This window comes from Pseudomonas sp. 50_B (genome assembly GCF_017491625.1).
Lineage (GTDB): Bacteria > Pseudomonadota > Gammaproteobacteria > Pseudomonadales > Pseudomonadaceae > Aquipseudomonas > Aquipseudomonas danubii.
Window position 1 is genome coordinate 126,728 of sequence record NZ_JAFGYX010000007.1, and the last position, 25,332, is coordinate 152,059.

Sequence of the window (25,332 nt, forward strand, 5' to 3'; positions counted from 1 at the left end):
CGCATGCGCCGCGTCGTTATCACTGGTCTGGGCATTGTTTCGTGCCTGGGCAATGACAAAGAGACCGTCTCCGCTAACCTGCGTGCAAGTCGCCCTGGCATCCGCTTCAACCCGGAATATGCCGAAATGGGTCTGCGTAGCCAGGTTTCCGGCTCCATTGACCTGAATCTTGAAGAACTGATCGATCGCAAGATCTATCGCTTCGTCGGCCACGCAGCGGCTTACGCCTACCTGGCCATGAAAGACGCCATCGCCGACTCCGGCCTGAGCGAAGAGCAAGTGTCCAACCCCCGCACCGGCCTGATCGCCGGCTCCGGCGGCGCTTCGACCCTGAACCAGATGGAAGCACTGGACATCCTGCGCGAGAAAGGCGTCAAGCGCGTTGGCCCGTACCGTGTAACGCGGACCATGAGCAGCACCGTTTCCGCCTGCCTGGCCACGCCGTTCAAGATCAAGGGCCTGAACTACTCCATCGCTTCTGCCTGCGCCACCAGTGCTCACTGCATCGGTACCGCCATGGAACAGATCCAGATGGGCAAGCAGGACATCGTCTTCGCCGGCGGCGGTGAAGAAGAGCACTGGACCCAGTCGTTCCTGTTCGACGCCATGGGCGCCCTGTCCACCCAGTACAACGAAACCCCGGAAAAAGCCTCCCGCGCCTACGACGCCAAGCGTGACGGTTTCGTCATCGCCGGCGGTGGCGGCATGGTGGTGGTCGAGGAACTGGAACACGCTCTGGCCCGTGGCGCGAAGATCTACGCGGAAATCGTCGGCTACGGCGCCACTTCCGATGGCTACGACATGGTGGCTCCAAGCGGCGAAGGCGCAATCCGCTGCATGCAGATGGCCATGTCCACCGTCGACGCACCGATCGACTACCTGAACACCCACGGCACCTCGACTCCGGTCGGCGACGTTGCCGAGATGAAGGGTGTGCGTGAAGTGTTCGGCGACAAAGCTCCAGCCATCAGCTCCACCAAGAGCCTGTCGGGTCACTCCCTGGGCGCCGCCGGCGTTCACGAAGCGATCTACTGCATGCTGATGATGGAAGGCAACTTCATGGCCGGTTCGGCCAACATCGACGAGCTGGACCCGGAAGTGGCCGACATGCCGATCCTGACCAAGACTCGCGAAGACGCCACCATCAACACCGTGATGAGCAACAGCTTCGGCTTCGGTGGCACCAACGCTACCCTGGTGCTGAAACGCTGGCAGGGCAAGTAAGCCCCGCCGCTTCGCCGAATGAAAAAGCCCCGACTGGTTCGGGGCTTTTTTTCGCCTGGCGTTCGCCGGTAAGCCGACGCCCAAGCAACCTGCACGAGCCTGCTTGCCAGCGAAAGCGCCTCACACCGAGAAGCGCGCCACCATGGTGTTCAGATCCACCGCCAGCCGCGACAGCTCCTGGCTGGCGGCGCTGGTCTGGTTGGCCCCCGCCGAGGTCTGCAACGCCAGATCGCGGATGTTCATCAGATTGCGATCCACTTCCCGCGCCACCGCGGCCTGCTGCTCCGAGGCACTGGCAATCACGATATTGCGCTCGTTGATCAGGGTGAAGGCCGAAGCGATTTCCTCCAGCGCCTGACCTGCCGCCTTGGCCACTTCCAGGGTCGAGCGGGCCCGGCTGTTGCTGTGCTGCATGGAACTGACCGCCTGGTCGGTGCCTTGCTGGATCCCGCCAATCATCTGCTCGATTTCCTGGGTCGACTGCTGAGTCCGATGGGCCAGGGCCCGCACTTCATCCGCCACCACGGCAAACCCGCGCCCGGCATCCCCGGCTCGCGCAGCCTCGATGGCCGCGTTCAGTGCCAGCAGGTTGGTCTGTTCGGCGATGGAGCGAATCACATCCAGCACCTTGCTGATGCCATAGACCTTCTGTGCCAGCTCTTCCACCTGGCTGGCATTGGTCGTCACATCCTCGGCCAGCAACTCGATGGAGAGCACCGTCTGATGCACCTGCTCACGCCCATGCTGGGCGATCCGGTCCGACTCCCGAGAGGCTTCGGAGGTGGCCACGGCATTGCTGGCCACCTCCTCCACCGCGGCGGTCATCTGATTCACCGCAGTGGCCGCCTGCTCGATTTCCAGGCTCTGCTGATGCAGGCCCCGGGTCGCATCCTCGGTCACGCAACTGAGCTCTTCCGAGGCGGAGGCCAACTGGCTGGAAGAGTCGGAAATGCGCCGGATGGTTTCCCGCAGGCTGTGCTGCATGGCCTTGAGCGCCTGCAACAGACGCGCCGGCTCATCCTTGCCAACCACCGTGATGTCACCCGTCAGGTCGCCGCCGGCCACCACCTCGGCGACACTCAGGGACTGGGCCAGGGGCAGGACGATGCTGCGGGTCAGCAACAATGCCAGGCCAATGGTCACCAGCGCCGCCACCGCGATCATGCCCACCACCCAGACCCGCGACTTGCTGAACACGGCCTGGGCCAGGTCCGTGGCCTGGGTCGCGCTCTGCTTGTTCAACTCGACCAGTTCATGCAGGGTCGCCGCCATTTCATCGGCCAATTGATTCATTTCGCCATTGACCACCTTGATCGCCTCTTCCAGCTGGTTCTGGCTGGAAAAGGCCATGACCTGGGCCTGGCGCTGCAGGTACTGCTTCTCAATGGCCTTGAAACGATCGAACAGGACCCGTTCCTGGGGCAGCACGATCAATGACTCATAGCGCCCCTGGGCAACCCCCAGGCCAGTCTTGATGTCGTTGATCTTCTTTTCGTTCTGGACAAGCGCTTGCGGGTCGCGATTGATCAGCAGACGCAGGGTCAGGGCACGGATGCGCAGCAGGTCCTGACTCATGTCACCGACGAACATGACGCTGGGCAGCCAGTTGCTTTCCACTTCATCGGACTGCTGGCGCATATTGGCCATCTGCATCAGGGCGAATGCCCCGAGGGCAAACACCATCAGCGCCAGCAAGCCGAAACCCAGGCCTGCGCGCGGCGCGATATTGAGACTTCTAAGGCTCATTCCTCTGGCTCCTTCCTAGAGCGCTGCAAGAACTTGCAGCAGGGTGCTCTTAGACGGTATCGGGCCGTTGGAAAATTGCGTAAGACAAAAACGTGATATCAAAACGCCCTAGCACTCCAATACTTGGGCGTAAAACGATTCAGCGCACAGAAAATCGCTGTTCTGCCAACAAACGGTCGCCCTGAAAGACCATGAAGTGCCATTCGCCGGGCACCACTTCATGGTTCTCCGTGAATTCGTAGGCCATCACATCCTGAGGTGCATTGGGTACCAGTTTCTGGGTGATCTCGAACTTGTCGTGGCGCGCCCCGTCCGGGGTACGGATGCCCGGAGTCAGGTAGAGCAGAGTCAGGGGCTGATCCTCGGCCACCTTGCCCAGCAACTGGTAACGCATACCGAACTTGGTCCCCAGCTTGGCGGGCACCACCGAGGTTTGCTGGATCTTCTCGTTGCTGCGGCGCAGCACCCGCTCCCCCGATTGCAGCTCGGCCTTGGGCCCTTCGAACACGCCGTATTCCACCGGTCCTTCAACACGGACTTCGGCACTGGCCAGGCCAGTGAAGATCATCAGCGCCGCCAATGCGCTTAAACGAGTGAGGTGCATATCGCGCTCCTTGATTGAGATGGCGCGAGCTTATGAAGCAGGCGTGACAGGCTGATGACAGACTGGGGCCTGCCAAGGGCGACTTTTGGCGGGAAGGATGGCGAGGAAATTGTCATGGGCCACCTTGCGCGCCACCTCCTCCGGCAAGGCATCGAGGAAGACATCGAAGCTGTGCAGCTCGCGCCCCAGCTTGTTGAAGCGCCCGACCACATCCGAACCGAGCATGAAGCGCTCCGGGAAGCGCTCCACCAACTGCAGCCAGGCCTGGCTGGGGTTGCCCTGCTCATCCAGCAGATAGGGCGTGAGCAGGCTCCAGGACAGGTCGATGTACAGATTGGGGTAGCTCTCCAGCAGCCGCGTCAGGGTCGGCAGCAGGAATTCCAGGCGGGTCTGGTGACGATGGATCTCGGCGCTGGTGCCAGCGTGGGCCCAGATAAAGCGCGTATGGGGGTGATTGCGCAGCGGCGCTTCGATTTCTGCCAGGTACAGCGGGTTGCGTTCGCGCTTGGAGGTGATGTTGGAATGCAGCATGACCGGCAGGTCGTTCTCCGCCGCCAGGTGATAGACCTTGGTCATCGCCTCGTTGTTGGCCCGTGGCGTGTCTCCGGCAGTCAAGGCCGTGAGGTCGTCATGGCGGGTGAAGACCTCACCGATGCCCTGCCACAGCCCCGGATCAAGGTCGAGCATGCGCTGGATATGCGCCGCGGAGTTCTTGTCATTGGGATTGAAACCGGACAGGAAGGGATGAAAACGCTGACGCTGCTCAGGGGGCAGTTGCTTAACCGCAGCCGCCACCAGCACGTCGGTGGCGCTGTACCAGTAGGCATCAGCATCATCACCGGCGTAATAGCGTGGACGCTTGGGTTCATCCTCGTGCCATTTCTTGGCCACCGGAATTCCGGAAATCATCACCTGTTCAATACGGTTGTCAGCCATGGCCTCGAGCAACGCATCCATGCCCGCGGATTCCTGGAAGAAGTCCACGTAATGCAAGTGAGCATCGCTGTAGCGGTAATCCCGTGCCTGGGCCGCCACGCCGGGCAGCAGCATCAGCAACGCTGCGAGGCAGGTTCCGTATAAATGATTCCAGTACACCGCAGCGTCTCCAAAGGGTTGCAGCCGGGTAGACCCTGCACCCCAGCAGCAGGTTCAGAAAAAAGGGGAACGCCTGTGGCTCCCCATGCTCTATAACTTCAGCACCTTTACAGCCTGATCCGATATTCATCACTGCCTGAGGTTTGCCATGACCATTACCGTCAATACCGAGTCCAGCGAAGGTTTCCGCCACAGCATCCAGGTGGATGACCACCAGTTGTTCACCGACCTGCCCCAGTACGCCGGTGGCGAAGGCACCGCCCCCGAGCCCCATGACTACTTCGATGCCGCCCTGGGGGCCTGCAAGGCCCTGACCCTGAAGCTCTATGCGCAGAAGAAGAACATCCCGCTGACCGGGGTCACGGTGGAGCTCAAGCACGACAACAGCCAGGAGCCGCAAGGCAAATACGCCCTGCATGTAAAGCTGACCCTCAAGGGCGTGCTCACCGACGCCCAGCGTGAGGAGTTGCACCGGGTGGCCGACCGTTGCCCGATCCACAAGCTGATGACCACCAGCGAAGTCAGCATCGAGACTCACCTGTCCGAAGGCGCCTTCAGCCAATAGCGGCAAGGCTGGCACACGCGGGTTATGCTCCCGGGCATAACCCCATCAGCCTGGAATCCGCCATGAACTCACCCCTCGTGATCCGTCCCCGTGCCGAGGACGTTGAAGGCCAGCCCATCCTGCGCCCCCTGCCTTCGGCCCAGTGCCGCAGTGTCGGGCCTTTCGTGTTCTTCGACCATATGCTGGAAACCCGCTACCCGCCGGGCAAGGGCATGAATATCCGCCAACATCCGCATATCGGCCTGTCCACCTTGACCTACCTGTTCGCCGGGCAGATCCAGCACAAGGACAGCCTGGGCTCCGACCAGATCGTGGAGGCCGGAGACGTCAGCTGGATGACCGCCGGCAGCGCCATCGCCCATGTCGAACGCACGCCAGCCCCCTTGCTGGCCCAGGGGTTCGCCATGCACGGCCTGCAGGTCTGGCTGGCCTCGCCCCAAGAGCAGGAGCAAGGCCCGGGGCATTACAGCCATCACCCGGCCAGCAGCCTGCCGGTGAGCGACAACCTGGGGGTGAGCATCCGCATGATCGCCGGCAGCGGCTTCTGCCTGGAATCGCCGGTGCCGGTACTCTCCCCCACCCTGTACGCCGAACTGCGACTGCAGACCGCCACCAGCCTGCTGATTCCCACCGAGCACCCGCAGCGCGCGCTGTATGTACTGGGCGGCGCGGCACAACTGGACGGCGAGCCTTTGCCCGTGCACGCGCTAGTGGTATTGCCGGAGGGGGAGAACGCCACGCTGTTCGCCGAAAGCGATTGTCACGCAGTGCTGATCGGCGGCGCGCCCCTGGACGGTCCGCGCCGGATCAATTGGAACTTCGTGGCCAGCAATCCGGCGCGTATCGAGGAGGCGCGCCAACGCTGGGCGGCCGGTGATTGGCCGCAGGTGCCGGGAGAAAGCGAGCGCATCGAATTGCCACCCGCCCGCCACTGATCGCTAGGAGTCGGCTTGCCGGCGAACAGGCCCGTGAGTCTGGCGTTGCTCTCACTGACGCCTTCGCTGGCAAGCCAGCTCCGGAATCAGGGGCGACAGGTCAGCCGCGGAAAACTTCGTCCAGCAGGTAATGCATGGTGGCGAAGGCCCGCGCCGAGGTCTTGGCGTCGTACATCATCTTGCCCGGTACATTGGCGTGGGTATCGGTGAAGGAATGCACCGCACCGCCATAGCTGACCAGTTGCCAGTCCACACCCGCCGCATCCATTTCCGCCTCGAAGGCCGGCAGTTGCTCCTTGGCCACTAACGGGTCCGCCGCACCGTGCAGTACCAGTACCGAACCCTTGATATTGTTCGCGTCGCTAGGGTTGGGGGTGTCCAGGGTGCCGTGAAACGACACCGCCGCCTTCACTGGCGCGCCACTGCGGGCCAGCTCCAGGGCACAGCAGCCACCAAAGCAGAAGCCGAAGGTGGCCAGCCTGGAAGTGTCCACCGCTGCTTCGCCCTGACTCTGCAAGGCCGCAAAGGCCGCCTGCATGCGCTTGCGCAACAACGCCCGGTCATCCTTGAGCGGCATCATCGCGGCCCCGGCCTCACTGGCATCGCTGGGACGCAGCGACTGGCCATACAGATCAGCGATCAGTACCACGTAGCCCTTGGCCGCCACCGCCTCGGCGATCTTCTCCGCGCCGGCGCTGACGCCCATCCAGTTCGGCGCCATCAGCAACCCCGGGCGCGCGCCTTGATGGGCGGCATCGAAGGCCAGTCGACCTTCATAGGACTGGCCATCGATCTGATAGACCACGGAACGCACTGTGATTTGACTCATGACTCAGCTTCTCCAGTAGAGGGACACCAGAATGAAAAAACCCGCCGAAGCGGGTTTTTCTTGCAACGTGGTTAAACCGACAGTTCAACCAGCAGCTTGTTCAGTCGGCGCACATAGGCCGCCGGGTCTTTCAAGCTGTCACCGGCCGCCAGGGCCGCCTGATCGAAGAGGATGTGCGACAGGTCGCCAAAGCGCTCTTCGCTCTGCTCACCGTCGAGTTTCTCGATCAGCGGGTGAGTCGGGTTGAACTCGAAGATCGGCTTGGAATCCGGAACCTTCTGCCCGCTGGCTTCAAGGATCTGGCGCATTTGCAGCCCCAGGTCCTGCTCGCCGATGGCCAGGATCGCCGGGGAGTCGGTCAGGCGGTGGGAAACCCGAACTTCGCTGACGCTCTCGCCCAGGGCGGTCTTGATCCGCTCCACCAGGCCTTCCTTGGTCTTGGCGACTTCCTCGGCAGCCTTCTTGTCCTCTTCCGAGTCCAGGTTGCCCAGGTCCAGGTCACCACGCGCCACATCGACAAAGCTCTTGCCGTCGAATTCGTTGAGGTAGCTCATCAGCCACTCGTCGATACGGTCGGTGAGCAGCAGCACTTCGATGCCTTTCTTGCGGAAGACTTCCAGATGCGGGCTGTTCTTCACCTGAGCGTAGGATTCGCCGGTGAGGAAGTAGATCTTGTCCTGACCTTCCTTGGCGCGAGCCAGGTAGTCGGCCAGGGACACGTTCTGCTCGCCGTCGTCGCCCTGAGTGGACGCGAAGCGCAGCAGGCCGGCGATCTTTTCCTTGTTGGCGAAGTCTTCGGCCGGGCCTTCCTTCATCACCTGGCCAAAGTTCTTCCAGAAGCCCTTGTATTGCTCTGGCTCGTTCTTCGCCAGTTTTTCCAGCATGTCGAGGACGCGCTTGGTCAGTGCCGATTTCATCGAGTCGATGATCGGGTCTTTCTGCAGGATTTCCCGCGAGACGTTCAGCGACAGGTCGTTGGAATCCACCACGCCCTTGATGAAGCGCAGGTACAGCGGCAGGAAGGACTCAGCCTGATCCATGACGAACACGCGCTGTACGTACAGCTTGAGGCCCTTCGGCGCTTCACGCTGGTACAGATCGAACGGTGCACGGGCCGGCACGTAGAGCAGCGAGCTGTACTCCAGCTTGCCTTCGACCTTGTTGTGGCTCCAGCTCAGCGGGTTCTCGAAGTCATGGGCGATGTGCTTGTAGAACTCCTGGTATTCCTCGTCCTTGATCTCGGTACGCGGACGGGTCCACAGGGCACTGGCGCGGTTGACGGTTTCCCACTCCAACGCCGGTTTCTCTTCGCCTTCGGCGGCAGCGGCTTCTTTGGGCAACTCGATCGGCAGCGCGATGTGGTCGGAGTACTTCTTGATGATGTTGCGCAGGCGCCAGCCATCGGCGAACTCGTCTTCACCGGATTTGAGGTGCAGGACGATGCGGGTACCGCGCTCGGCCTTGTCGAGGGTCGCCACTTCGAACTCGCCTTCGCCCTTGGACGACCAGTGCACGCCTTCGCTGGCCGGCAGGCCGGCACGACGGCTGAACACTTCAACCTGGTCGGCAACGATGAACGCGGAGTAGAAACCCACGCCGAACTGACCGATCAGGTGCGAGTCCTTCTTCTGGTCGCCGGTGAGGTTCTTCATAAAATCAGCAGTGCCGGACTTGGCGATGGTCCCCAGGTGAGTGATGACATCTTCACGGCTCATGCCGATACCGTTGTCTTCGAGGGTGACGGTTTTCGCGTCCTTGTCGAAGCTCACACGGATTTTCAGTTCGGCGCCACCTTCCAGCAACTCGGGCTTGGACAGGGCTTCGAAACGCAATTTGTCGACGGCGTCAGAGGCGTTCGAGATCAATTCGCGAAGGAAGATTTCCTTGTTGGAATACAACGAATGGATCATGAGGTGCAGCAGTTGCTTCACCTCGGTCTGGAAGCCCAGGGTTTCCTTTTGAGTTTCCACACTCATGGTCATCAAACTCCAATCAGATGGCTGTGGTCGCGCTCCGGAAGCGGAGAGCGGCGGGATGACATGGAAGTGGGGGTAGCTGACTGGATTTCAAGGGGCGAGACTCTCTTCAATCTTGAAATGTGCCCGGGCGGTAGCAATTGGCTCGTCGGCGGTGCTCTGCCAGGCCGTGATGGCGACGTTGGCCACCCTCCTCCCCTGCCGCCACACCTGGCAGCGAGCGAAGGTGTCACGAAACTGTCCGGCACGCAGGTAGTCGAGGGAAAAATCGATGATCTTCGGCACGCCGGGCGAGCCGGTGAGAATCAACAAATGCAAGGCTGCCGCCAGCTCCATAAAACCGGCAATCACCCCACCGTGCAGGGCCGGCAGCAGAGGATTGCCGATATTGTCCTTATTGGCCGGCAGGCGAAACAGCAGCTCATCCCCCAGCGGCGTGCACTCGATGCCGATCAGTCTGGCGTAGGGAATCTGCTCCAGCAACGCAGCGTAATCGCCCTGCTGACGAGCCTGCTCCAACAACCCTGCAAGACCCGCGCTCATGCCCGCTCTCCCTTGATGGAGCCGGCGAACCCACGACTGCCCTTGAGCCCCTTGCCCATGCGCATGAAGGTTCCGACCACGTGGGCCACGGGGCGTTCGGGATCGTCCTGATAGGCAAAGCCACGGGTGAAGATCACGTCAGTGGTGACCCGGTAACACTGGGCAAAGCCGTGCACGTCGTGATGAGGCATCGCCGGATGCATATAGTCTATGCGCAGGTCCAGGGTCGGACACACTTCGAACTCCGGCAGCACACAAAGCGTGGCCATGCCGCAGGCGCTGTCCATCAGCGTGGTCAAGGCGCCGCCATGAATGATCCCGGTTTGCGGGTCACCGACAATCTGCGGGCTGTAGGGCAAGGTCAGAGTCATGCCTTCCACCGAGGCGCTGTGTACCCTGATATCCAGCACCTGACAGTGGCGCAGAGCGGAAAGAAAGCGCGTCGCACGCTCGAAAATTGGGTTCTGCACCATGGCTTATGCCTCTTGTTATTGTCAGGAATGTGCATTGAATGAAGCAGACAAAAGTTCCGTGAAACGAATACTTAATATATCTGTGAGCCTCAAGGAACTTAAATCACAAGGCCATGATCGAAAGGCCAGTAGATATCTTCACTAAGGAGAAACACCCCATGCGTAAGACTTTAGCTATTGCCCTGATGCTGACCGCTTCCCTCGGTCTGGCTGCCTGCGACAAAAAATCCGAGGACAAAGCTCAAGATGCCAACCAACATGCTGAGCAAGCTCAACAAAAAATGAACGAAGCTCAGGATAAAGTGAACGAGGCAGCGAAAGAAAACGCCGAAGCCGCCAAAGATCAGGCTGAATCCAACAAGGCCGCTGCTGAAGAAAGCGCCAAGGAAGCAGCACCTAAAACCAACTAAGTCGGTTTTAGCGCAACACCAAAAAGCCCGCCAAGTGCGGGCTTTTTCATGTCTGCAAAACAACAGCTCAATACAACGGTATTTAGTTGTCGAATAGATAACTAAGCACTGACGCTCAATACCCTGAATCCAGGAACAACTCATTCTGGAGCGGCTCTGCCTGCAACGGGTGTCCAGACACTCCCCTGGCTGAAGTCTCCAACCCATAGCGCAAGGAACTGGATACGGGCAATAGCCTGATGGGAAAGTCGTAGTGGGCGGTAAAGGGTGCCAACCACTGGCGAGTCTGGTAATCGACCGCGGTGATACTCATGTAGCAAGGGTGCGGGGTGTCCTGGGGCGCGCGGCCGGCCAGCACCATCACCAGCTCCCAGTCGGTTGCCTGCTCGACCTGGAAGCGTCCGTCCTCGCCAGTCAGGAACTGCGCCCCACACAAGGTGCCCCTGGCCCCGGCGATCGGCATGCCGCTCAATGCATCCACCACCTGGCCACGGGCGTCGCCATTCAGATATAGGGTTTGCACCCGGCAACCGGACAACAAAATGAATGAAAGGCACAGGCACATCAGGGCACGCAGCTTACTCATTGGCCAACTCCTTTTAACCGGGCAACAGATCAATCGATCAGCCCTCCCCGCTCAGACTGCGTCTTTGGAGCTATCGGCCAAAGGCTGTTCAGTCGGGGTATAGACCATGACGTCAAGTACGTCGGAATGAAACTCCCGCCGGTACAGGACGAACACCACGCCTGCACTCATCAGCATGAACAACCAGGGGCTGACGAACCAGGCCAGCATGGTCATGCCGAAATAGTAGGAACGCAGCCCGAAGTTGAACTGGTTGGCCGCCATGGAAATCACCCGGGCTGCCCGCAAAGCAAACGCCTTGCGCTCCTGTTCGGAGACATGTCGCTCGCCGATCATCGGCGCCGACCCCACCAGCACCGCCGCAAAGTTGTACTGGCGCATGCACCAGCTGAAGGTGAAAAAGGCATATACGAACACCAGCGCCAGGCACAGCAACTTGATCTCCGACATGCCCTGGGACGCCTGCTGCACCAGCGGAATGTCCGCCAGCAGCGACACCGCGCGCTCCGATGCACCGAGCACTGTGAGGATGCCTGCCAGGATGATCAGGGTACTGGAAGCGAAGAACGAAGCGTTGCGCTCCAGGTTGCCGATCACACTGGCGTCGGCGATACGGTTGTCCCGCAGCAGCATGCGACGCATCCAATCCTCGCGGTAAAGGTGCAGGACACTGGCCAGGCATGCCGTGTCCCGGCCCTTCCAGGTGGCATAGCGGGTATAGCCGCCCCAGCAGACGACGAACCACAGAGCGGCCAGTAGATGAATCAGGTTGGCTTGGACAAACGACATGCAAATTCCTGTAAGGCGTTGGCAAAAGACAAGGACACTGCTTCGACGCCACGCCGAGGAAAAAGACACCGCCCAAGCCCCATAAAAAATGCCCCGTATCGATGGATACGAGGCATTTTCCTTGGCGCTCATGGATCGCTTGTGGCGATCCAGAGCCATCAGCGGCAGATCAAGCCAGGGCTTGGGCCGGCTTGCCCAGAATACGGTCGAAAATCACCGCAACCGCCAGGACGATCACCGAAGGCACCAGCCAGGCCAGGCCTTGCTCGCTCAACGGCAAGTGGGCCAGCTGGCTAGGCAAACCATCGGCCAGGCCGGCCCCCTTGAGCGCATCGATCAGACCGAACACGAAAGACACCAGCATCACCGGGCCAACGATACGCCGCTGGTCCCGCCAGAAGTCCTTGCAGAAGCTCAGGGCCACCAGGGCAATGCACGGTGGATAAATGGCGGTCAGTACCGGGATCGAGAAGGCGATCAGCTTGGTCAGGCCAAGGTTCGACACCAACAGCGAGAAGACCGCGAGGATCACCACCAGAGTCTTATAGGACAACGGTGTTACGCGGCTGAAATACTCGGCGCAGGCACAGGTCAGGCCCACAGCGGTCACCAGGCAAGCCAGGGAGATCAGTACCGCGAGGAAGCCGCTGCCCAGGGAGCCAAAGGTGTGTTGGACATAGGCATGCAGCACCGCCGCGCCATTGGTGGCACCGGCGGCCACTTCATGGCTGCCCGAACCGAGACGGAACAGGCTGATATAAACCAGGGCCAGACCAACCCCGGCGATCAGACCGGCGATCACCGCGTAACGGGTGATAAGTCGAGGCGACTCGACTCCTCGCGAGCGAATGGCGTTGACGATAACGATACCGAACACCAGAGCGCCCAAGGTATCCATGGTCAGGTAACCATTGATGAAACCTTGAGAAAACGGCGCTGCCACATATTCGGGCGTGGCCTCGCCAACAGTACCCGCTGGCAGCGCGACCGCTGCAATACCCAGAACCGCCAGCGCGATGATCTTCAACGGCGCCAGGAAACGGCCAACGGTATCCAACAAGCGGCCCGGATACAGGGAGATGAAGAACACCAGCAGGAAGTAGGCCGAGCTGTAGAGGAACAGCGCCAGCGGGCTCTCGCCAGTCAGTGGCGCCAGGCCCACTTCAAAGGACACAGTGGCCGTGCGCGGCGTGGCGAACAGCGGGCCAACCGCCAGGTAGCAGACCGCCGCCAACAGACCGCCAGCGACTTTACCGATGGGGCTGCTCAGGGCATCCATGGCGCCACCGACCTTGGCCAGGGCAACCACGGTGATCACTGGCAGGCCGACCGCCGTGATCAGAAAACCTAGCGCCGCCATCCAGACATGGGGTCCGGACTGCAAACCGACGATAGGAGGAAAGATGATGTTGCCAGCCCCAACGAACAGGGCAAAAGTCATGAAGCCGAGTGCCAGAATGTCCTGGCCTTTCAACACTTTCATTAAGGAAATACCACACTACTGAATCGGAATTTAGAGAGGGATTTCCCTTATGGGTGAGGGAAATGCTGTCAATCCGTATAAGACTGACCCGTTTAGCGCGCAGTTACCTTGTGGGCAGCAGACGCAAAAAGAGGCAGCTAGCCTACCGAATCTGCAAGACGAACGCACCGGCGCAATGAGAATTTTCTGATATGCGACATTGGGATGTCGCATTTTCGAAATTATATTTCCATCGGGCTTAATCCCATCCCCGCACACCAGCCAGCATGCTGGGAGCCGAAGCCTATAGAAGCCGAATTAGGTAAGCGCGGCTTGTATAGGAGCTGGCTTGCCAGCGAAGCCCTCCCCCAAGGCAGCAACTGAACTGAAGGCCTCTTCCCAGCAAGCCGGCTCCTACGGCAGAAAGCACAAAGGCCACCCGAAGGTGGCCTTTGTGGTTGAAGCGTCAGTTAAGCGCGAGGCTTACTTGACAGCCCAACCGGTCAGCTCGGCCAGGGCCTTGCCGATGTCTGCCAGCGAACGCACGGTTTTCACGCCTGCGTCTTGCAGCGCAGCGAATTTCTCGTCTGCAGTGCCTTTGCCGCCAGAGATGATTGCGCCAGCATGGCCCATGCGCTTGCCCGGAGGAGCAGTCACACCAGCGATGTAGGAAACAACCGGCTTGGTCACGTGAGCCTTGATGTAGGCAGCCGCTTCTTCTTCAGCCGAACCGCCGATCTCGCCGATCATCACGATCGCTTCGGTCTTCGGGTCTTCCTGGAACAGCTTCAGGATGTCGATGAAGTTGGAGCCTGGGATCGGGTCACCACCGATGCCGACGCAGGTGGACTGACCGAAACCGGCGTCAGTGGTCTGCTTGACGGCTTCGTAAGTCAGGGTGCCGGAACGGGAAACGATACCGACCTTGCCTGGCAAGTGAATGTGACCTGGCATGATGCCGATCTTGCATTCGCCTGGAGTGATCACGCCTGGGCAGTTAGGGCCGATCAGGGTAACACCCAGCTCGTCGCACTTAACTTTAGCGTCCAGCATGTCCAGGGTAGGAATGCCTTCGGTGATGCAGACGATCAGCTTGATGCCGCCGAAAGCTGCTTCCAGGATCGAGTCCTTGCAGAAAGGAGCCGGAACGTAGATCACGCTGGCGGTGGCGCCAGTGGCAGCTACAGCGTCTTTCACGGTGTTGAACACTGGCAGGCCCAGGTGCTCGGTGCCGCCTTTGCCAGGAGTTACGCCACCCACCATCTGGGTGCCGTATTCGATGGCTTGCTGGGTGTGGAAACTACCTTGCGAACCGGTAATACCCTGGCAGATAACTTTGGTGTCTTTATTGATCAGGACGCTCATTATTTGCCCTCCGCAGCTTTGACAACTTGTTGAGCAGCGTCGGTCAGGCTGGTAGCAGCGATGATGTTCAAGCCGCTTTCTGCCAGTACTTTAGCGCCCAGTTCAGCGTTGTTGCCTTCAAGGCGAACAACAACCGGGATTTTCACGCCGACTTCTTTCACAGCGCCGATGATGCCTTCGGCAATCATGTCGCAGCGAACGATGCCGCCGAAGATGTTGACCAGTACTGCTGCGACGTTGGTGTCGGACAGGATGATCTTGAAAGCTTCGGTCACGCGCTCTTTGGTAGCACCGCCGCCCACGTCGAGGAAGTTGGCTGGCTTACCGCCGTGCAGGTTGACGATGTCCATGGTACCCATGGCCAGGCCGGCACCGTTGACCATGCAGCCGATGTTGCCTTCCAGGGCTACGTAGTTCAGTTCGAACTTGGCAGCGTGCGCTTCGCGCGGATCGTCCTGCGACGGATCGTGGAAGGTCTTCAGCTTAGGCTGACGGTACATGGCGTTGGCGTCGATGTTGATCTTGGCGTCCAGGCAGTGCAGATCGCCGTCAGCCTTGATCACCAGCGGGTTCACTTCCAGCAGGGCCAGATCGTGATCCTGGAACAGTTTGGCCAGACCCACGAAGATCTTAGCGAACTGGGCAACTTGCTTGCCTTCCAGACCCAGCTGGAAAGCCAGCTCGCGACCCTGGAATGGCTGAGCGCCAACCAGTGGGTCGATAGTGGCTTTCAGAATTTTTTCTGGAGTGTCGTGAGCGATTTTCTCGATGTCCACGCCACCTTCGGTGGAAGCCATGAACACGATGCGACGGCTCGAACGGTCAACGACAGCGCCCAGGTACAGCTCTTTAGCGATATCAGTGCACGATTCAACCAGGATCTTGGTGACAGGCTGGCCGTTGGCGTCAGTCTGATAGGTCACCAGACGCTTGCCCAACCACTGCTGAGCGAATGCCTTAGCGTCTTCTTTGCTGCGAACCAGCTTAACGCCGCCCGCTTTACCGCGACCACCGGCGTGAACCTGGGCTTTGACAACCCACTCGGAGCCGCCGATTTTGTCGCAAGCTTCTGCTGCTTCTTCCGGGGTGTCTACCGCGTAGCCTTTGGATACTGGCAGGCCGTATTCAGCGAACAGCTGCTTACCCTGATACTCGTGAAGATTCATGCTTTTTACCGTCTTCGTTAGGTACTGCGCATTCGGCGCTGCGCTCAAGATTGAGTGCCGCACCACCTGTGACCGCTACTCTCAAACCAGCGCCACACCTGAACCCGGAGCCTGGGCCCCGATCCAGTGTGTGGCGCTACCTCAAGAGGTCGAGTCCAGCGGATATTCCGCGGTGAGTCTTGCGCACAAGGCTCACGACGGGCCAACCGCCGTGGTTTCTTATTATTGCTTAGCGTTTCTTGCGGTTGGCAATGTGGATGGCAGTGCCATTCACAGCCAGAGCTGCTTCGTGCAGGGCTTCGGACAGGGTCGGATGAGAGAAAACCATCATGCCCAGGTCTTCGGCGCTGGTGCCGAATTCCATGCCGATTGCACCTTGCTGAACCAGTTCCGCAGCGCTTGGGCCAATCACGTGGACGCCCAATACGCGGTCAGTCTTGGCATCGGCGATGACTTTGACGAAACCACCGGTGTCGTTGGCTGCCATGGCACGGCCGCTGGCGGCAAACGGAAAGGTGCCGACGTTAACTTCAACGCCTTCAGCTTTCAAGGCCTGCTCGGTTTTACCGACCCATGCAATTTCCGGGTGAGTATAAATAACCGAAGGGATCAGGTCATAGTTCATCTGGGCCTTGTGGCCCTTGATGCGCTCGGCAACCATGATGCCCTCTTCCGAGGCCTTGTGAGCCAGCATCATGCCGCGCACCACGTCACCAATGGCGTAGACGCCCGGTACGGTAGTAGCGCAGTGATCGTCAACGTGCACGAAACCGCGCTCGTCGAGGGTTACGCCGCAGTCGGCAGCCAGCAGATCGGTGGTCACCGGACGGCGACCAACGGCGACAATCAGCTTGTCGAAAGTGATGGTCTGTTCGCCGTTGGCGTCGGTGTAGGTCACCACGACTTCTTCGCCGTTGACCTTGGAGCCGGTCACGCGAGCGCCCAGCTTGATGTCCAGACCCTGCTTGGTCAGGGTTTTCAGCGCTTCCTTGGAAACAGCGGTGTCAGCTGCCATCAGGAAGGTGTCCAGGGCTTCCAGGACAGTCACTTGCGCGCCCAGACGCGACCAGACCGAGCCCAGTTCCAGACCAATAACGCCAGCGCCGATCACGCCCAGACGTTTTGGTACGGCCTGGAATTCCAGGGCGCCGGTGGAGTCGACGATGACATTCTGATCGACCGGGGCTGGTGGAATGTCGATTGGACGCGAACCTGGAGCCAGGATCACGTTTTCAGCTTCGATGACTTCAACCGAACCGTCCGGCTTGGTGACTTCGACTTTCTTGCCGGCCAGCAGTTTGCCGTGGCCTTGGATCGAAGTGACGCCGTTGGCTTTGAACAGGGTGGCAACACCGCTGGTCAGGCCTTTGACGATGTTGGCCTTGCGACCGACCATGGCCGGTACGTCCATGGTCACGCCAGCGTGGCTGATACCGTGGATGGCGAAACCGTCCTGGGCCTCATGGAATTTCCAGGAGCTGTCCAGCAGCGCCTTGGAAGGAATGCAACCGACGTTCAGGCAAGTACCGCCGAGGGCCAGCTTGCCCTCTTTATCGGTGTACTTCTCGATGCAAGCAGTCGTCAGACCAAGCTGTGCTGCCTTGATTGCAGCTACATAACCGCCTGGGCCCGCGCCAATCACTACTACGTCGAATTTCTGAGTCATAAAAAGGTTCCTTTTAACGGCAAGCTAGAAGCCGCAAGCCGCAAGCTTGAAGTCCCTTGCCTTAAGGGCTCGGAACTTGTCGCTTGCAGCTTGCAACTGCTTTTTAGATGTCCAGGAGCAGACGCGCCGGGTCTTCCAGCAGGTTCTTGATGGTCACCAGGAACGTCACAGCTTCTTTACCGTCGATCAGACGGTGATCGTAGGACAGCGCCAGGTACATCATCGGACGGATTACTACCTGGCCGTTGATCGCCATAGGACGTTGCAGGATGTTGTGCATGCCCAGGATAGCGGCTTGCGGTGGGTTGACGATCGGGGTCGACATCATCGAACCGAAAGTACCACCGTTGGTGATGGTGAAAGTACCACCGGTCATCTCTTCCATCGACAGCTTGCCGTCGCGGGCCTTCTTGCCGAAGGTGGCGATGCCGCCTTCGATTTCGGCCAGGCTCATCAGCTCGGCGTTACGCAGAACCGGAACCACCAGGCCACGGTCGCTGGACACCGCAACACCGATGTCGGCGTAGCCGTGGTAGACGATGTCGGAACCGTCGATCGAAGCGTTGACCGCAGGGAAGCGCTTCAGCGCTTCGGTGGCGGCCTTGACGAAGAACGACATGAAGCCCAGGCGCACGCCATTGTGGGACTTCTCGAACAGGTCTTTGTACTTCGAACGCAGAGCCATGACTTCGGTCATGTCGACTTCGTTGAAGGTGGTCAGCATGGCCATGTTCGACTGGGCTTCAACCAGACGCTCGGCAACCTTGGCCCGCAGACGGGTCATAGGTACGCGCTTCTCGACGCGATCGCCGGCAGCGAAGACTGGAGCAGCAGCGGCTGGAGCCGGAGCCTTGGCAGGCGCGGCAGCCGGAGCGGCTTTCTTGGCGGCAACGGCAGCCACCACGTCTTCCTTGGTCACACGACCGCCTTTGCCGGTACCGGCAACGGAAGCGATGTTGATGCCGTTTTCTTCAGCCAGCTTGCGCGCGGCAGGAGCGGCGATTGGATCGTCTTCGCCGTCAGCGGCAGCCGGGGCAGCAGCGGCAGCGGCCGGAGCGGCGGCAGGAGCAGCGGTAGCGGCACCGCCTTCAACGATGGAGCCCAGAACTTCGTCGGACAGAACGGTGTCGCCTTCGTTCTTGACGATAGCGCCCAGCACGCCGTCAGCGGTGGCCAGCACTTCCAGCACAACCTTGTCGGTCTCGATGTCGACGATCAGCTCGTCGCGCTTGACGGCTTCGCCCGGTTGCTTGTGCCAGGTGGCAACGGTGCCATCGGCAACCGATTCCGGGAAAGTGGGGGCTTTGATCTCGATAGCCATTATCAGTGGTTCCTTAAATTCGGTTTCAGGTGCGCGAAGGCGTTAAACAGTGAAGGCATCTTGCAGCAGTTTTTCCTGCTGCTCGGCGTGCATCGACGCGTAGCCACAAGCAGGCGCAGCAGAGGCGTCACGGCCCGCGTACTCGAGTACGAGCGACTTGTCGTGATTGCCTACGATGCGACGCATATGGTGCTGGCTGCAGTACCAGGCGCCCTGGTTCATCGGCTCTTCCTGACACCAAACCACATGCTTGAGGTTGGTATACGGAGCCAGGACTTCGTTCAGATCGTCCTCAGGGAACGGGTACAGCTGCTCAATACGCACGACGGCGATGTCTTCACGACCTTCGGCACGGCGTTTTTCCAACAGGTCGTAGTAGACCTTGCCGCTACACAGAATCAGGCGCTCGACCTTTTTCGGGTCCAGTACGTCGATTTCCGGAATCACGGTCTGGAACGAACCTTCGGCCAGATCTTCCAGAGTCGATATGGCCAGCTTGTGGCGCAGCAGCGACTTCGGAGTCAGAACCACCAGTGGCTTGCGCAGAGGGCGGATCACCTGACGGCGCAGCAAGTGGTAGATCTGTGCCGGAGTGGTCGGCATGCACACCTGAATGTTGTGCTCGGCACACAGTTGCAGGTAACGCTCCAGACGCGCCGAGGAGTGCTCAGGGCCCTGACCTTCGTAACCGTGAGGCAGCAGCATGGTCAGACCGCAGAGACGGCCCCACTTGTGCTCGCCGCTGGTGATGAACTGGTCGATCACCACTTGCGCACCGTTGGCGAAGTCGCCGAACTGGGCTTCCCAGATCACCAGCGCGTTCGGCGTGGTGGTCGAGTAGCCGTATTCGAATGCCAGTACCGCCTCTTCCGACAGGAAGGAGTCGTACAGGTCAAAGCGCGGCTGCCCTTCGAACAGATGCTTGAGCGGCACATAAGTGCTGGCATCTTTCTGGTTGTGCAGAACGGCGTGGCGGTGCGAGAAGGTGCCGCGGCCGATGTCCTGGCCGGTCATGCGGATCGGGTGACCTTCGAACGCCAGGGTCGCGTACGCCATGGTTTCAGCGTAACCCCAGTTGATCGGCAGGCCGCCGGCTTGCATCTTCTGACGGTCTTCGTAGATCTTCGCAACCTGACGCTGAACCACGAAGCCTTCCGGCAGCTCCAGCAACTTGGCGGACAGTTCCTGCAGGGTCTTGAGATCGAAGGTGGTGTCGTGACGTGCGGTCCAGGTGTGGCCCAGGTATGGACGCCAGTCCACGAACAACTCTTTGTTCGGTTCCTTGACCAGGCTCTTCACTACGTGCAGACCGTTGTCCAGCGCATTGCGGTACTCATCGACTTTCGCCTGAACACGCTCTGCGTCGAGCACACCGCTCTGGATCAGGCGATCGGCATACAGCTCACGGGTGGTGCGCTGCTTGGTGATCTGCTGATACATCAGTGGCTGGGTGCCGCTTGGCTCGTCGGCCTCGTTGTGGCCGCGACGACGGTAGCAGACCAGGTCGATCACCACGTCGCGCTTGTACTGCATGCGGTAGTCAATGGCCAGCTGGGTCACGAACAACACGGCTTCCGGATCATCACCATTCACATGGAGAATCGGCGCCTGGATCATCTTCGCAACGTCGGTAGCGTACTCGGTGGAGCGCGAGTCCAGCGGGTTGCTGATGGTGAAACCTACCTGGTTGTTGATCACGATGTGCACAGTGCCGCCGGTGCGGAAACCGCGGGTCTGGGACATCTGGAAGGTTTCCATCACCACGCCCTGACCGGCAAACGCCGCGTCACCGTGGATCGAGATCGGCAGAACCTTGTCGCCGGTCTGGTCGTTGCGACGATCCTGACGGGCGCGCACCGAACCCTCGACCACTGGAGAAACGATTTCCAGGTGGGACGGGTTGAACGCCATGGCCAGGTGAACTTCGCCGCCGGCGGTCATCACGTTGGACGAGAAGCCCTGGTGATACTTAACGTCACCGGAGCCCAGCTCGACCTTCTTCTTGCCTTCGAACTCGTCGAACAGCTCGCGCGGGTTCTTGCCGAAGGTGTTGACCAGCACGTTGAGACGGCCACGGTGAGCCATGCCGATCACGACTTCCTTGGTGCCGTAGGAACCGGAACGCTGGATCAGCTCGTCGAGCATTGGAATCAGGCTTTCACCACCTTCCAGACCGAAACGCTTGGTGCCCGGGTATTTGGTACCCAGGTATTTTTCCAGGCCTTCGCCGGCGGTGACGCGCTCGAGCAAGTGGCTCTTGATGTCGGCGGAATAGGTCGGACGGCCGCGTACGCTTTCCAGACGCTGCTGGAACCACTGACGCTGTTCGGAATCGGTGATGTGCGTGAATTCAGCGCCGATGGTGCGGCAATATGTCTGCTGCAACGCTTCGTGAATTTCGCGTAGGCTCGCTTCCTCTTTGCCGATGAACAGGTCGCCGGCACGGAAGGTCGTATCAAGATCGGCATTGGTCAAGCCGTAATGATTGATCGACAGGTCTGCAGGTGCAGGACGCTGCCACAGCCCCAGCGGGTCCAGCTGGGCTGCCTGGTGGCCACGCATCCGATAGGCCTGGATCAATCGCAGCACTTCAACTTGCTTCTTCTCGTGCTCACTGCTCACGCTGCCGGCGGATACCGGTTGGGCGCGGCGCTGGTTCTTTGCCAGCAAGACGAAATGATCGCGGATTGTCGAGTGCGAAACATCGATGGCAGTGCTGCCGTCGGTAGGCAACTTCTGAAAGTAAGTGCGCCACTCTTCTGGCACAGCGTTAGGGTCGTGCAGGTAGAGCTCGTAGAGCTCTTCCACATAGGCAGCGTTACTACCGGATAGGTAGGCGCTGTTCCACATGCGCTGCATCACGCTTTCTTGCATGCTTGGTCACCCTCGGTTAGGGGAACACCACCGGCGAAGACACCGAGCAAGCTTGCAGAAGTCCGAATGCAGCGACCAAAACAAGCCACTTAGGATCACGCTGATAGTCCGGGTACCAGCCCGGATGCCCCTGCTTGTCTCATTTCTTCAAAAATAAAAGCAGCCACTTTGTGAGCTGCTGCTCAGGTTAGAGCCATGACGCGGGTTGAAGCCCGCGCCTTGGCTTTTACGGGTACAGCGGTCCTACGGGTACAACAGCTGAATCACACGCCACTCTGCAGCAACATGTTACGAATGTGACCGATGGCCTTAGTCGGGTTCAGGCCCTTCGGACAAACGTTGACGCAGTTCATGATCCCCCGGCAGCGGAATACGCTGAACGGGTCGTCCAGGGAAGCCAGACGCTCGGATGTCTTGGTGTCACGGCTGTCTGCCAGGAAGCGATAGGCTTGCAGCAGAGCAGCCGGACCCAGGAACTTGTCCGGGTTCCACCAGAAGGACGGGCAAGAGGTCGAGCAGCAAGCGCACAGGATGCACTCGTACAGACCGTCGAGCTTTTCGCGCTCTTCCGGGGACTGCAGACGCTCGATGGCCGGAGCCGGCGTGTCGTTCTGCAGGAATGGCTTCACCTTCTCGTATTGCTTGTAGAAGATGCTCATATCGACGACCAGGTCACGGATAACCGGCAGACCTGGCAGCGGACGAACAACCAGCTTGTTCTTCTTGACCACGGCGGACAGTGGCGTGATGCACGCCAGGCCGTTCTTGCCGTTGATGTTCATACCATCGGAACCGCAAACGCCTTCACGGCAGGAACGACGATAGGAGAAACCCTCGTCCTGCTCTTTGATCAGCGCCAGCACGTCCAGCACCATCAAGTCCTTGCCACCGGTGTCGACCTGGAAAACCTGGGTTTTCGGAGCCGAGTCGGTGTCAGGGTTGTAACGATAAACTTCAACTTGCAACATATCGATCACCCTTTAGTAAGTCCGGACTTTTGGTTCAAAAGTCGGAACAGTCTTCGGCGAGAAGTTGACCGCACGCTTGGCAACGCGCTTCTCACCCGGGAAGTACAGGGTGTGGCACAGCCAGTTTTCGTCGTCACGGTCTTCGAAGTCTTCACGGGCGTGAGCGCCGCGGGACTCTTTACGCACTTCGGCAGCGATGGCAGTGGCTTCAGCCACTTCCAGCAGGTTCTGCAGCTCAAGTGCTTCGATACGCGCAGTGTTGAAAGCTTGAGACTTGTCGTTGATCTTGACGTTGGCGATACGCTCGCGCAGCTCAGCCAGCTGAGCAATACCCTTCTGCATGTACTCGCCGGTACGGAATACACCGAAGTAGTTCTGCATGCAGTTCTGCAGCTCGCGGCGCAGGGTTGCAACGTCTTCACCGGTGGCGCGCTCGTTGAGCTTGGCCAGGCGGTTCAGGGCAACGTCGACGTCGGTGTCGCTGGCATCGCGGTATTCGATACCGTCGGTCAGCGCTTTTTCCAGGTGCAGGCCAGCTGCACGACCGAACACCACCAGGTCCAGCAGCGAGTTGCCGCCCAGACGGTTGGCGCCGTGTACCGATACGCAAGCCACTTCACCCACTGCGAACAGACCAGGGATGATGGTGTCTTCGCCAGCAGCGTTCTGAGTGATCGCCTGACCATGAATGTTGGTGGCAACGCCGCCCATCATGTAATGGCAGGTTGGAACGACCGGAACCGGAGCAACCACCGGGTCAACGTGGGCAAAGGTCTTGGACAGCTCGCAGATGCCAGGCAGGCGGCTGTGCAGCACTTCCTCGCCCAGGTGATCGAGCTTGAGCATCACGTGGTCGCCATTCGGGCCACAGCCGTTGCCGGCGATGATTTCCTTGACCATGGAGCGTGCAACAACGTCACGACCTGCCAGGTCTTTGGCGTTCGGAGCATAACGCTCCATGAAACGCTCGCCGTGCTTGTTGATCAGGTAACCGCCTTCACCGCGGCAGCCTTCAGTCACCAGTACACCAGCGCCGGCGATACCGGTCGGGTGGAACTGCCACATTTCGATGTCTTGCACCGGAACGCCGGCACGCAGCGCCATGCCTACACCGTCACCGGTGTTGATCAGGGCGTTGGTGGTGGAAGCATAGATACGACCTGCACCGCCGGTAGCCAGAACGGTGGCCTTGGAGCGGATGTAGGTGGTTTCGCCGGTTTCGATGCAGATCGCGATCACGCCGACAAAGGCGCCGTCCTGGTTCTTCACCAGATCGACCGCGTACCACTCGTTGAGGAAGGTGGTGCCGGCTTTCAGGTTGCCTTGATAGAGGGTGTGCAGCAGCGCGTGACCGGTACGGTCGGACGCAGCACAGGTACGAGCAGCCTGGCCGCCCTTACCGTAATCCTTGGATTGACCACCGAAAGGACGCTGATAGATACGACCGGTTTCAGTACGAGAGAACGGCAGACCCATGTGGTCCAGCTCGAAGACCGCAGCCGGACCTTCCTGACACATGTATTCGATAGCGTCCTGGTCACCGATGTAGTCGGAACCCTTGACGGTATCGTACATGTGCCAGCGCCAGTCATCGTTCGGGTCCGCCGAGGCGATCGCGCAAGTGATGCCGCCTTGGGCAGACACAGTGTGCGAACGGGTCGGGAACACCTTGGTGATCACAGCAGTCTTGTGGCCGCCCTGGGCCAGCTGCAGTGCGGCACGCATGCCGGCGCCGCCGCCGCCAATGATGATGGCGTCGAAAGAAATGGTTGGAATGTTAGCCATGAATCAGATACCCCAGAGAATCTGCACACCCCAGACGAAGTAAGCGAACATTGCAACGCCGCATACTGCCTGGAAAAGGAAACGCACTGCTGTCGCCGACTTGCCCAGCGCCATCGGCGTCAGGTAGTCAGTCGAGATGGTCCACATGCCGACCCAGGCGTGAGCGCCCAGGGCCACCATGGCCAGCAGACTGAAGATACGCATCCAGTTGTTTGCGAACAGGCCATGCCACTGGGTGTAGTCAATGCCCGGATTCGCTACGAGGTATCCGATCAGGAAAATGAAATAAGCCGCGAGAACGACCGCAGACACACGCTGTGCCATCCAGTCATAAAGGCCCGAACGCGACAGGTTCGTAACGCTGGTTACCATATCCAAACTCCCGCCAGAACGATTACCACCACGGATACGGCGATAACGATTTTCGAGCCCAGCTTGCCGCCTTCCAGCGTCTCACCGATGCCCATGTCCATAATCAGATGGCGTACACCGGCCACCAAGTGATACAGCAAGGCGGACAGGAGGCCCCACGCAACGAATTTGGCCAGCGGACTGGTCAAGCACGCCTTCACCTCGGCATAGCCTTCCTCGGAGCCCAGGGATTTGCTCAATGCATAAAGCATGATGCCGATGCCCAGGAAGAGGATGATGCCGGAAACACGGTGAAGAAACGACGTAACGCCGGTGATGGGGAGTTTGATGGTCCTTAGGTCTAGGTTTACAGGTCGTTGGCTATTCACGGCTTTTTTCACACTGAAGAGCCCCTAACAATCAGGGCAAAGTTGTTGGGGAGTGCACTGGTCAGGTAACCACTACCCAGGGAGTGCGACCCCCAATAAAGCGGGCCCAGAAGCCTACGGAGGTCGGTGGCCGAGTATAGACAGTTAGGCTACTAATGACAACGCAAACACCTTCCCCTAATAGCTGATTGCGTTAGCCTTATAAAAGGC

The 25,332-nt window shown here is 59.7% G+C and carries 23 protein-coding genes; 4 read left to right on the forward strand and 19 right to left on the reverse strand.

Going from position 1 to position 25,332, the window contains the following annotated elements:
* Positions 1–3: 3 nt before the first annotated feature.
* Positions 4–1,224 (forward strand): beta-ketoacyl-ACP synthase I, encoded by a 1,221-nt coding sequence (gene fabB, locus J5M73_RS12270; protein ID WP_047302756.1) that lies wholly within the window; start codon positions 4–6, stop codon positions 1,222–1,224.
* A gap of 120 nt (positions 1,225–1,344) precedes the next feature.
* Here the strand turns inward: fabB and J5M73_RS12275 are convergent, their stop codons facing one another.
* The 3 genes from J5M73_RS12275 to J5M73_RS12285 all read right to left on the reverse strand — a co-directional run bounded on the left by J5M73_RS12275 (position 1,345) and on the right by J5M73_RS12285 (position 4,624).
* Complete coding sequence (locus tag J5M73_RS12275) at positions 1,345–2,970, reverse strand: methyl-accepting chemotaxis protein (RefSeq protein WP_102863957.1); 1,626 nt, start codon at positions 2,968–2,970, stop codon at positions 1,345–1,347.
* Positions 2,971–3,109: 139 nt separating this feature from the next.
* Positions 3,110–3,574, reverse strand: a complete 465-nt coding sequence (locus J5M73_RS12280) for a DUF3859 domain-containing protein (protein WP_102863958.1) — start codon at positions 3,572–3,574, stop codon at positions 3,110–3,112.
* Between the two features lie 30 nt (positions 3,575–3,604).
* Positions 3,605–4,624 carry an amidohydrolase family protein gene (locus J5M73_RS12285; protein WP_102863959.1) on the reverse strand — a complete coding sequence of 340 codons (1,020 nt, stop codon included), beginning with the start codon at positions 4,622–4,624 and terminating at the stop codon, positions 3,605–3,607.
* Positions 4,625–4,817: 193 nt separating this feature from the next.
* Between J5M73_RS12285 and J5M73_RS12290 the strand changes: the two genes are divergently transcribed.
* Positions 4,818–5,234, forward strand: a complete 417-nt coding sequence (locus J5M73_RS12290) for an OsmC family protein (protein ID WP_102863960.1) — start codon at positions 4,818–4,820, stop codon at positions 5,232–5,234.
* A 62-nt stretch (positions 5,235–5,296) separates the two neighbouring features.
* Positions 5,297–6,169 carry a pirin family protein gene (locus J5M73_RS12295; RefSeq protein WP_102863961.1) on the forward strand — a complete coding sequence of 291 codons (873 nt, stop codon included), beginning with the start codon at positions 5,297–5,299 and terminating at the stop codon, positions 6,167–6,169.
* A gap of 100 nt (positions 6,170–6,269) precedes the next feature.
* Here J5M73_RS12295 and J5M73_RS12300 read toward each other — a convergent pair whose 3' ends face one another.
* From J5M73_RS12300 to J5M73_RS12315, 4 genes are all read right to left on the reverse strand, one after another.
* Positions 6,270–6,998, reverse strand: a complete 729-nt coding sequence (locus J5M73_RS12300) for a dienelactone hydrolase family protein (RefSeq protein ID WP_102863962.1) — start codon at positions 6,996–6,998, stop codon at positions 6,270–6,272.
* A gap of 71 nt (positions 6,999–7,069) precedes the next feature.
* Entirely contained in the window at positions 7,070–8,974 is a 1,905-nt protein-coding gene (htpG, locus tag J5M73_RS12305) for a molecular chaperone HtpG (RefSeq protein WP_102864108.1), read from the reverse strand.
* Between the two features lie 90 nt (positions 8,975–9,064).
* Positions 9,065–9,517, reverse strand: a complete 453-nt coding sequence (locus J5M73_RS12310; protein WP_102863963.1) for a PaaI family thioesterase — start codon at positions 9,515–9,517, stop codon at positions 9,065–9,067.
* Positions 9,514–9,990 carry a PaaI family thioesterase gene (locus J5M73_RS12315; RefSeq protein ID WP_102863964.1) on the reverse strand — a complete coding sequence of 159 codons (477 nt, stop codon included), beginning with the start codon at positions 9,988–9,990 and terminating at the stop codon, positions 9,514–9,516. The genes J5M73_RS12310 and J5M73_RS12315 overlap by 4 nt, the downstream gene beginning before the upstream one ends.
* 158 nt (positions 9,991–10,148) lie before the next feature.
* Here J5M73_RS12315 and J5M73_RS12320 point away from each other — a divergent pair, with 158 nt between their 5' ends.
* A complete protein-coding gene (locus J5M73_RS12320) occupies positions 10,149–10,400 on the forward strand; it encodes a hypothetical protein (RefSeq protein WP_016968094.1) in 252 nt (83 codons plus the stop codon).
* 115 nt (positions 10,401–10,515) lie between these two features.
* On the opposite strand, the gene J5M73_RS12325 is transcribed toward J5M73_RS12320, so the two are convergent.
* The 12 genes from J5M73_RS12325 to sdhC form a co-directional block, all read right to left on the reverse strand.
* Positions 10,516–10,986 carry a hypothetical protein gene (locus tag J5M73_RS12325; RefSeq protein ID WP_102863965.1) on the reverse strand — a complete coding sequence of 157 codons (471 nt, stop codon included), beginning with the start codon at positions 10,984–10,986 and terminating at the stop codon, positions 10,516–10,518.
* 51 nt (positions 10,987–11,037) lie between these two features.
* On the reverse strand, positions 11,038–11,775 hold the full coding sequence (locus tag J5M73_RS12330; RefSeq protein WP_102863966.1) for a DUF599 family protein: 738 nt from the start codon (positions 11,773–11,775) through the stop codon (positions 11,038–11,040).
* A 169-nt stretch (positions 11,776–11,944) separates the two neighbouring features.
* Positions 11,945–13,258, reverse strand: coding sequence for a branched-chain amino acid transport system II carrier protein (gene brnQ / locus J5M73_RS12335; RefSeq protein ID WP_102863967.1), 1,314 nt, complete (start codon positions 13,256–13,258; stop codon positions 11,945–11,947).
* A gap of 462 nt (positions 13,259–13,720) precedes the next feature.
* On the reverse strand, positions 13,721–14,602 hold the full coding sequence (sucD, locus tag J5M73_RS12340) for a succinate--CoA ligase subunit alpha (RefSeq protein ID WP_068587916.1): 882 nt from the start codon (positions 14,600–14,602) through the stop codon (positions 13,721–13,723).
* Complete coding sequence (sucC, locus tag J5M73_RS12345; RefSeq protein ID WP_009047768.1) at positions 14,602–15,768, reverse strand: ADP-forming succinate--CoA ligase subunit beta; 1,167 nt, start codon at positions 15,766–15,768, stop codon at positions 14,602–14,604. Before sucC ends, sucD begins: the two co-directional genes overlap by 1 nt.
* 229 nt (positions 15,769–15,997) lie before the next feature.
* The gene (gene lpdA / locus J5M73_RS12350) at positions 15,998–17,434 is read right to left on the reverse strand and encodes a dihydrolipoyl dehydrogenase (protein WP_102863968.1); all 1,437 of its coding nucleotides are present in this window, start codon (positions 17,432–17,434) and stop codon (positions 15,998–16,000) included.
* A gap of 103 nt (positions 17,435–17,537) precedes the next feature.
* A complete protein-coding gene (gene odhB, locus J5M73_RS12355) occupies positions 17,538–18,755 on the reverse strand; it encodes a 2-oxoglutarate dehydrogenase complex dihydrolipoyllysine-residue succinyltransferase (protein WP_102863969.1) in 1,218 nt (405 codons plus the stop codon).
* A gap of 42 nt (positions 18,756–18,797) precedes the next feature.
* A complete protein-coding gene (locus tag J5M73_RS12360) occupies positions 18,798–21,629 on the reverse strand; it encodes a 2-oxoglutarate dehydrogenase E1 component (protein ID WP_102863970.1) in 2,832 nt (943 codons plus the stop codon).
* A 263-nt stretch (positions 21,630–21,892) separates the two neighbouring features.
* Complete coding sequence (locus tag J5M73_RS12365) at positions 21,893–22,597, reverse strand: succinate dehydrogenase iron-sulfur subunit (RefSeq protein ID WP_011060051.1); 705 nt, start codon at positions 22,595–22,597, stop codon at positions 21,893–21,895.
* A gap of 12 nt (positions 22,598–22,609) precedes the next feature.
* Positions 22,610–24,382 carry a succinate dehydrogenase flavoprotein subunit gene (sdhA, locus tag J5M73_RS12370; RefSeq protein ID WP_102863971.1) on the reverse strand — a complete coding sequence of 591 codons (1,773 nt, stop codon included), beginning with the start codon at positions 24,380–24,382 and terminating at the stop codon, positions 22,610–22,612.
* A gap of 3 nt (positions 24,383–24,385) precedes the next feature.
* On the reverse strand, positions 24,386–24,754 hold the full coding sequence (gene sdhD / locus J5M73_RS12375) for a succinate dehydrogenase, hydrophobic membrane anchor protein (RefSeq protein ID WP_011060049.1): 369 nt from the start codon (positions 24,752–24,754) through the stop codon (positions 24,386–24,388).
* Positions 24,748–25,134, reverse strand: coding sequence for a succinate dehydrogenase, cytochrome b556 subunit (sdhC, locus tag J5M73_RS12380; protein WP_015634665.1), 387 nt, complete (start codon positions 25,132–25,134; stop codon positions 24,748–24,750). Before sdhC ends, sdhD begins: the two co-directional genes overlap by 7 nt.
* Between the last annotated feature and the right edge of the window lie 198 nt (positions 25,135–25,332).

Bases quoted from the DNA above. Each gene is read 5' to 3' on its own strand.
- fabB (WP_047302756.1), top strand. From the start codon at position 4: ATGCGCCGCGTCGTTATCACTGGTCTGGGCATTGTTTCGTGCCTGGGC.
- J5M73_RS12275 (WP_102863957.1), bottom strand. From the start codon at position 2,970: ATGAGCCTTAGAAGTCTCAATATCGCGCCGCGCGCAGGCCTGGGTTTC.
- J5M73_RS12280 (WP_102863958.1), bottom strand. From the start codon at position 3,574: ATGCACCTCACTCGTTTAAGCGCATTGGCGGCGCTGATGATCTTCACT.
- J5M73_RS12285 (WP_102863959.1), bottom strand. From the start codon at position 4,624: ATGCTGCTGCCCGGCGTGGCGGCCCAGGCACGGGATTACCGCTACAGC.
- J5M73_RS12290 (WP_102863960.1), top strand. From the start codon at position 4,818: ATGACCATTACCGTCAATACCGAGTCCAGCGAAGGTTTCCGCCACAGC.
- J5M73_RS12295 (WP_102863961.1), top strand. From the start codon at position 5,297: ATGAACTCACCCCTCGTGATCCGTCCCCGTGCCGAGGACGTTGAAGGC.
- J5M73_RS12300 (WP_102863962.1), bottom strand. From the start codon at position 6,998: ATGAGTCAAATCACAGTGCGTTCCGTGGTCTATCAGATCGATGGCCAG.
- htpG (WP_102864108.1), bottom strand. From the start codon at position 8,974: ATGAGTGTGGAAACTCAAAAGGAAACCCTGGGCTTCCAGACCGAGGTG.
- J5M73_RS12310 (WP_102863963.1), bottom strand. From the start codon at position 9,517: ATGAGCGCGGGTCTTGCAGGGTTGTTGGAGCAGGCTCGTCAGCAGGGC.
- J5M73_RS12315 (WP_102863964.1), bottom strand. From the start codon at position 9,990: ATGGTGCAGAACCCAATTTTCGAGCGTGCGACGCGCTTTCTTTCCGCT.
- J5M73_RS12320 (WP_016968094.1), top strand. From the start codon at position 10,149: ATGCGTAAGACTTTAGCTATTGCCCTGATGCTGACCGCTTCCCTCGGT.
- J5M73_RS12325 (WP_102863965.1), bottom strand. From the start codon at position 10,986: ATGAGTAAGCTGCGTGCCCTGATGTGCCTGTGCCTTTCATTCATTTTG.
- J5M73_RS12330 (WP_102863966.1), bottom strand. From the start codon at position 11,775: ATGTCGTTTGTCCAAGCCAACCTGATTCATCTACTGGCCGCTCTGTGG.
- brnQ (WP_102863967.1), bottom strand. From the start codon at position 13,258: ATGAAAGTGTTGAAAGGCCAGGACATTCTGGCACTCGGCTTCATGACT.
- sucD (WP_068587916.1), bottom strand. From the start codon at position 14,602: ATGAGCGTCCTGATCAATAAAGACACCAAAGTTATCTGCCAGGGTATT.
- sucC (WP_009047768.1), bottom strand. From the start codon at position 15,768: ATGAATCTTCACGAGTATCAGGGTAAGCAGCTGTTCGCTGAATACGGC.
- lpdA (WP_102863968.1), bottom strand. From the start codon at position 17,434: ATGACTCAGAAATTCGACGTAGTAGTGATTGGCGCGGGCCCAGGCGGT.
- odhB (WP_102863969.1), bottom strand. From the start codon at position 18,755: ATGGCTATCGAGATCAAAGCCCCCACTTTCCCGGAATCGGTTGCCGAT.
- J5M73_RS12360 (WP_102863970.1), bottom strand. From the start codon at position 21,629: ATGCAAGAAAGCGTGATGCAGCGCATGTGGAACAGCGCCTACCTATCC.
- J5M73_RS12365 (WP_011060051.1), bottom strand. From the start codon at position 22,597: ATGTTGCAAGTTGAAGTTTATCGTTACAACCCTGACACCGACTCGGCT.
- sdhA (WP_102863971.1), bottom strand. From the start codon at position 24,382: ATGGCTAACATTCCAACCATTTCTTTCGACGCCATCATCATTGGCGGC.
- sdhD (WP_011060049.1), bottom strand. From the start codon at position 24,754: ATGGTAACCAGCGTTACGAACCTGTCGCGTTCGGGCCTTTATGACTGG.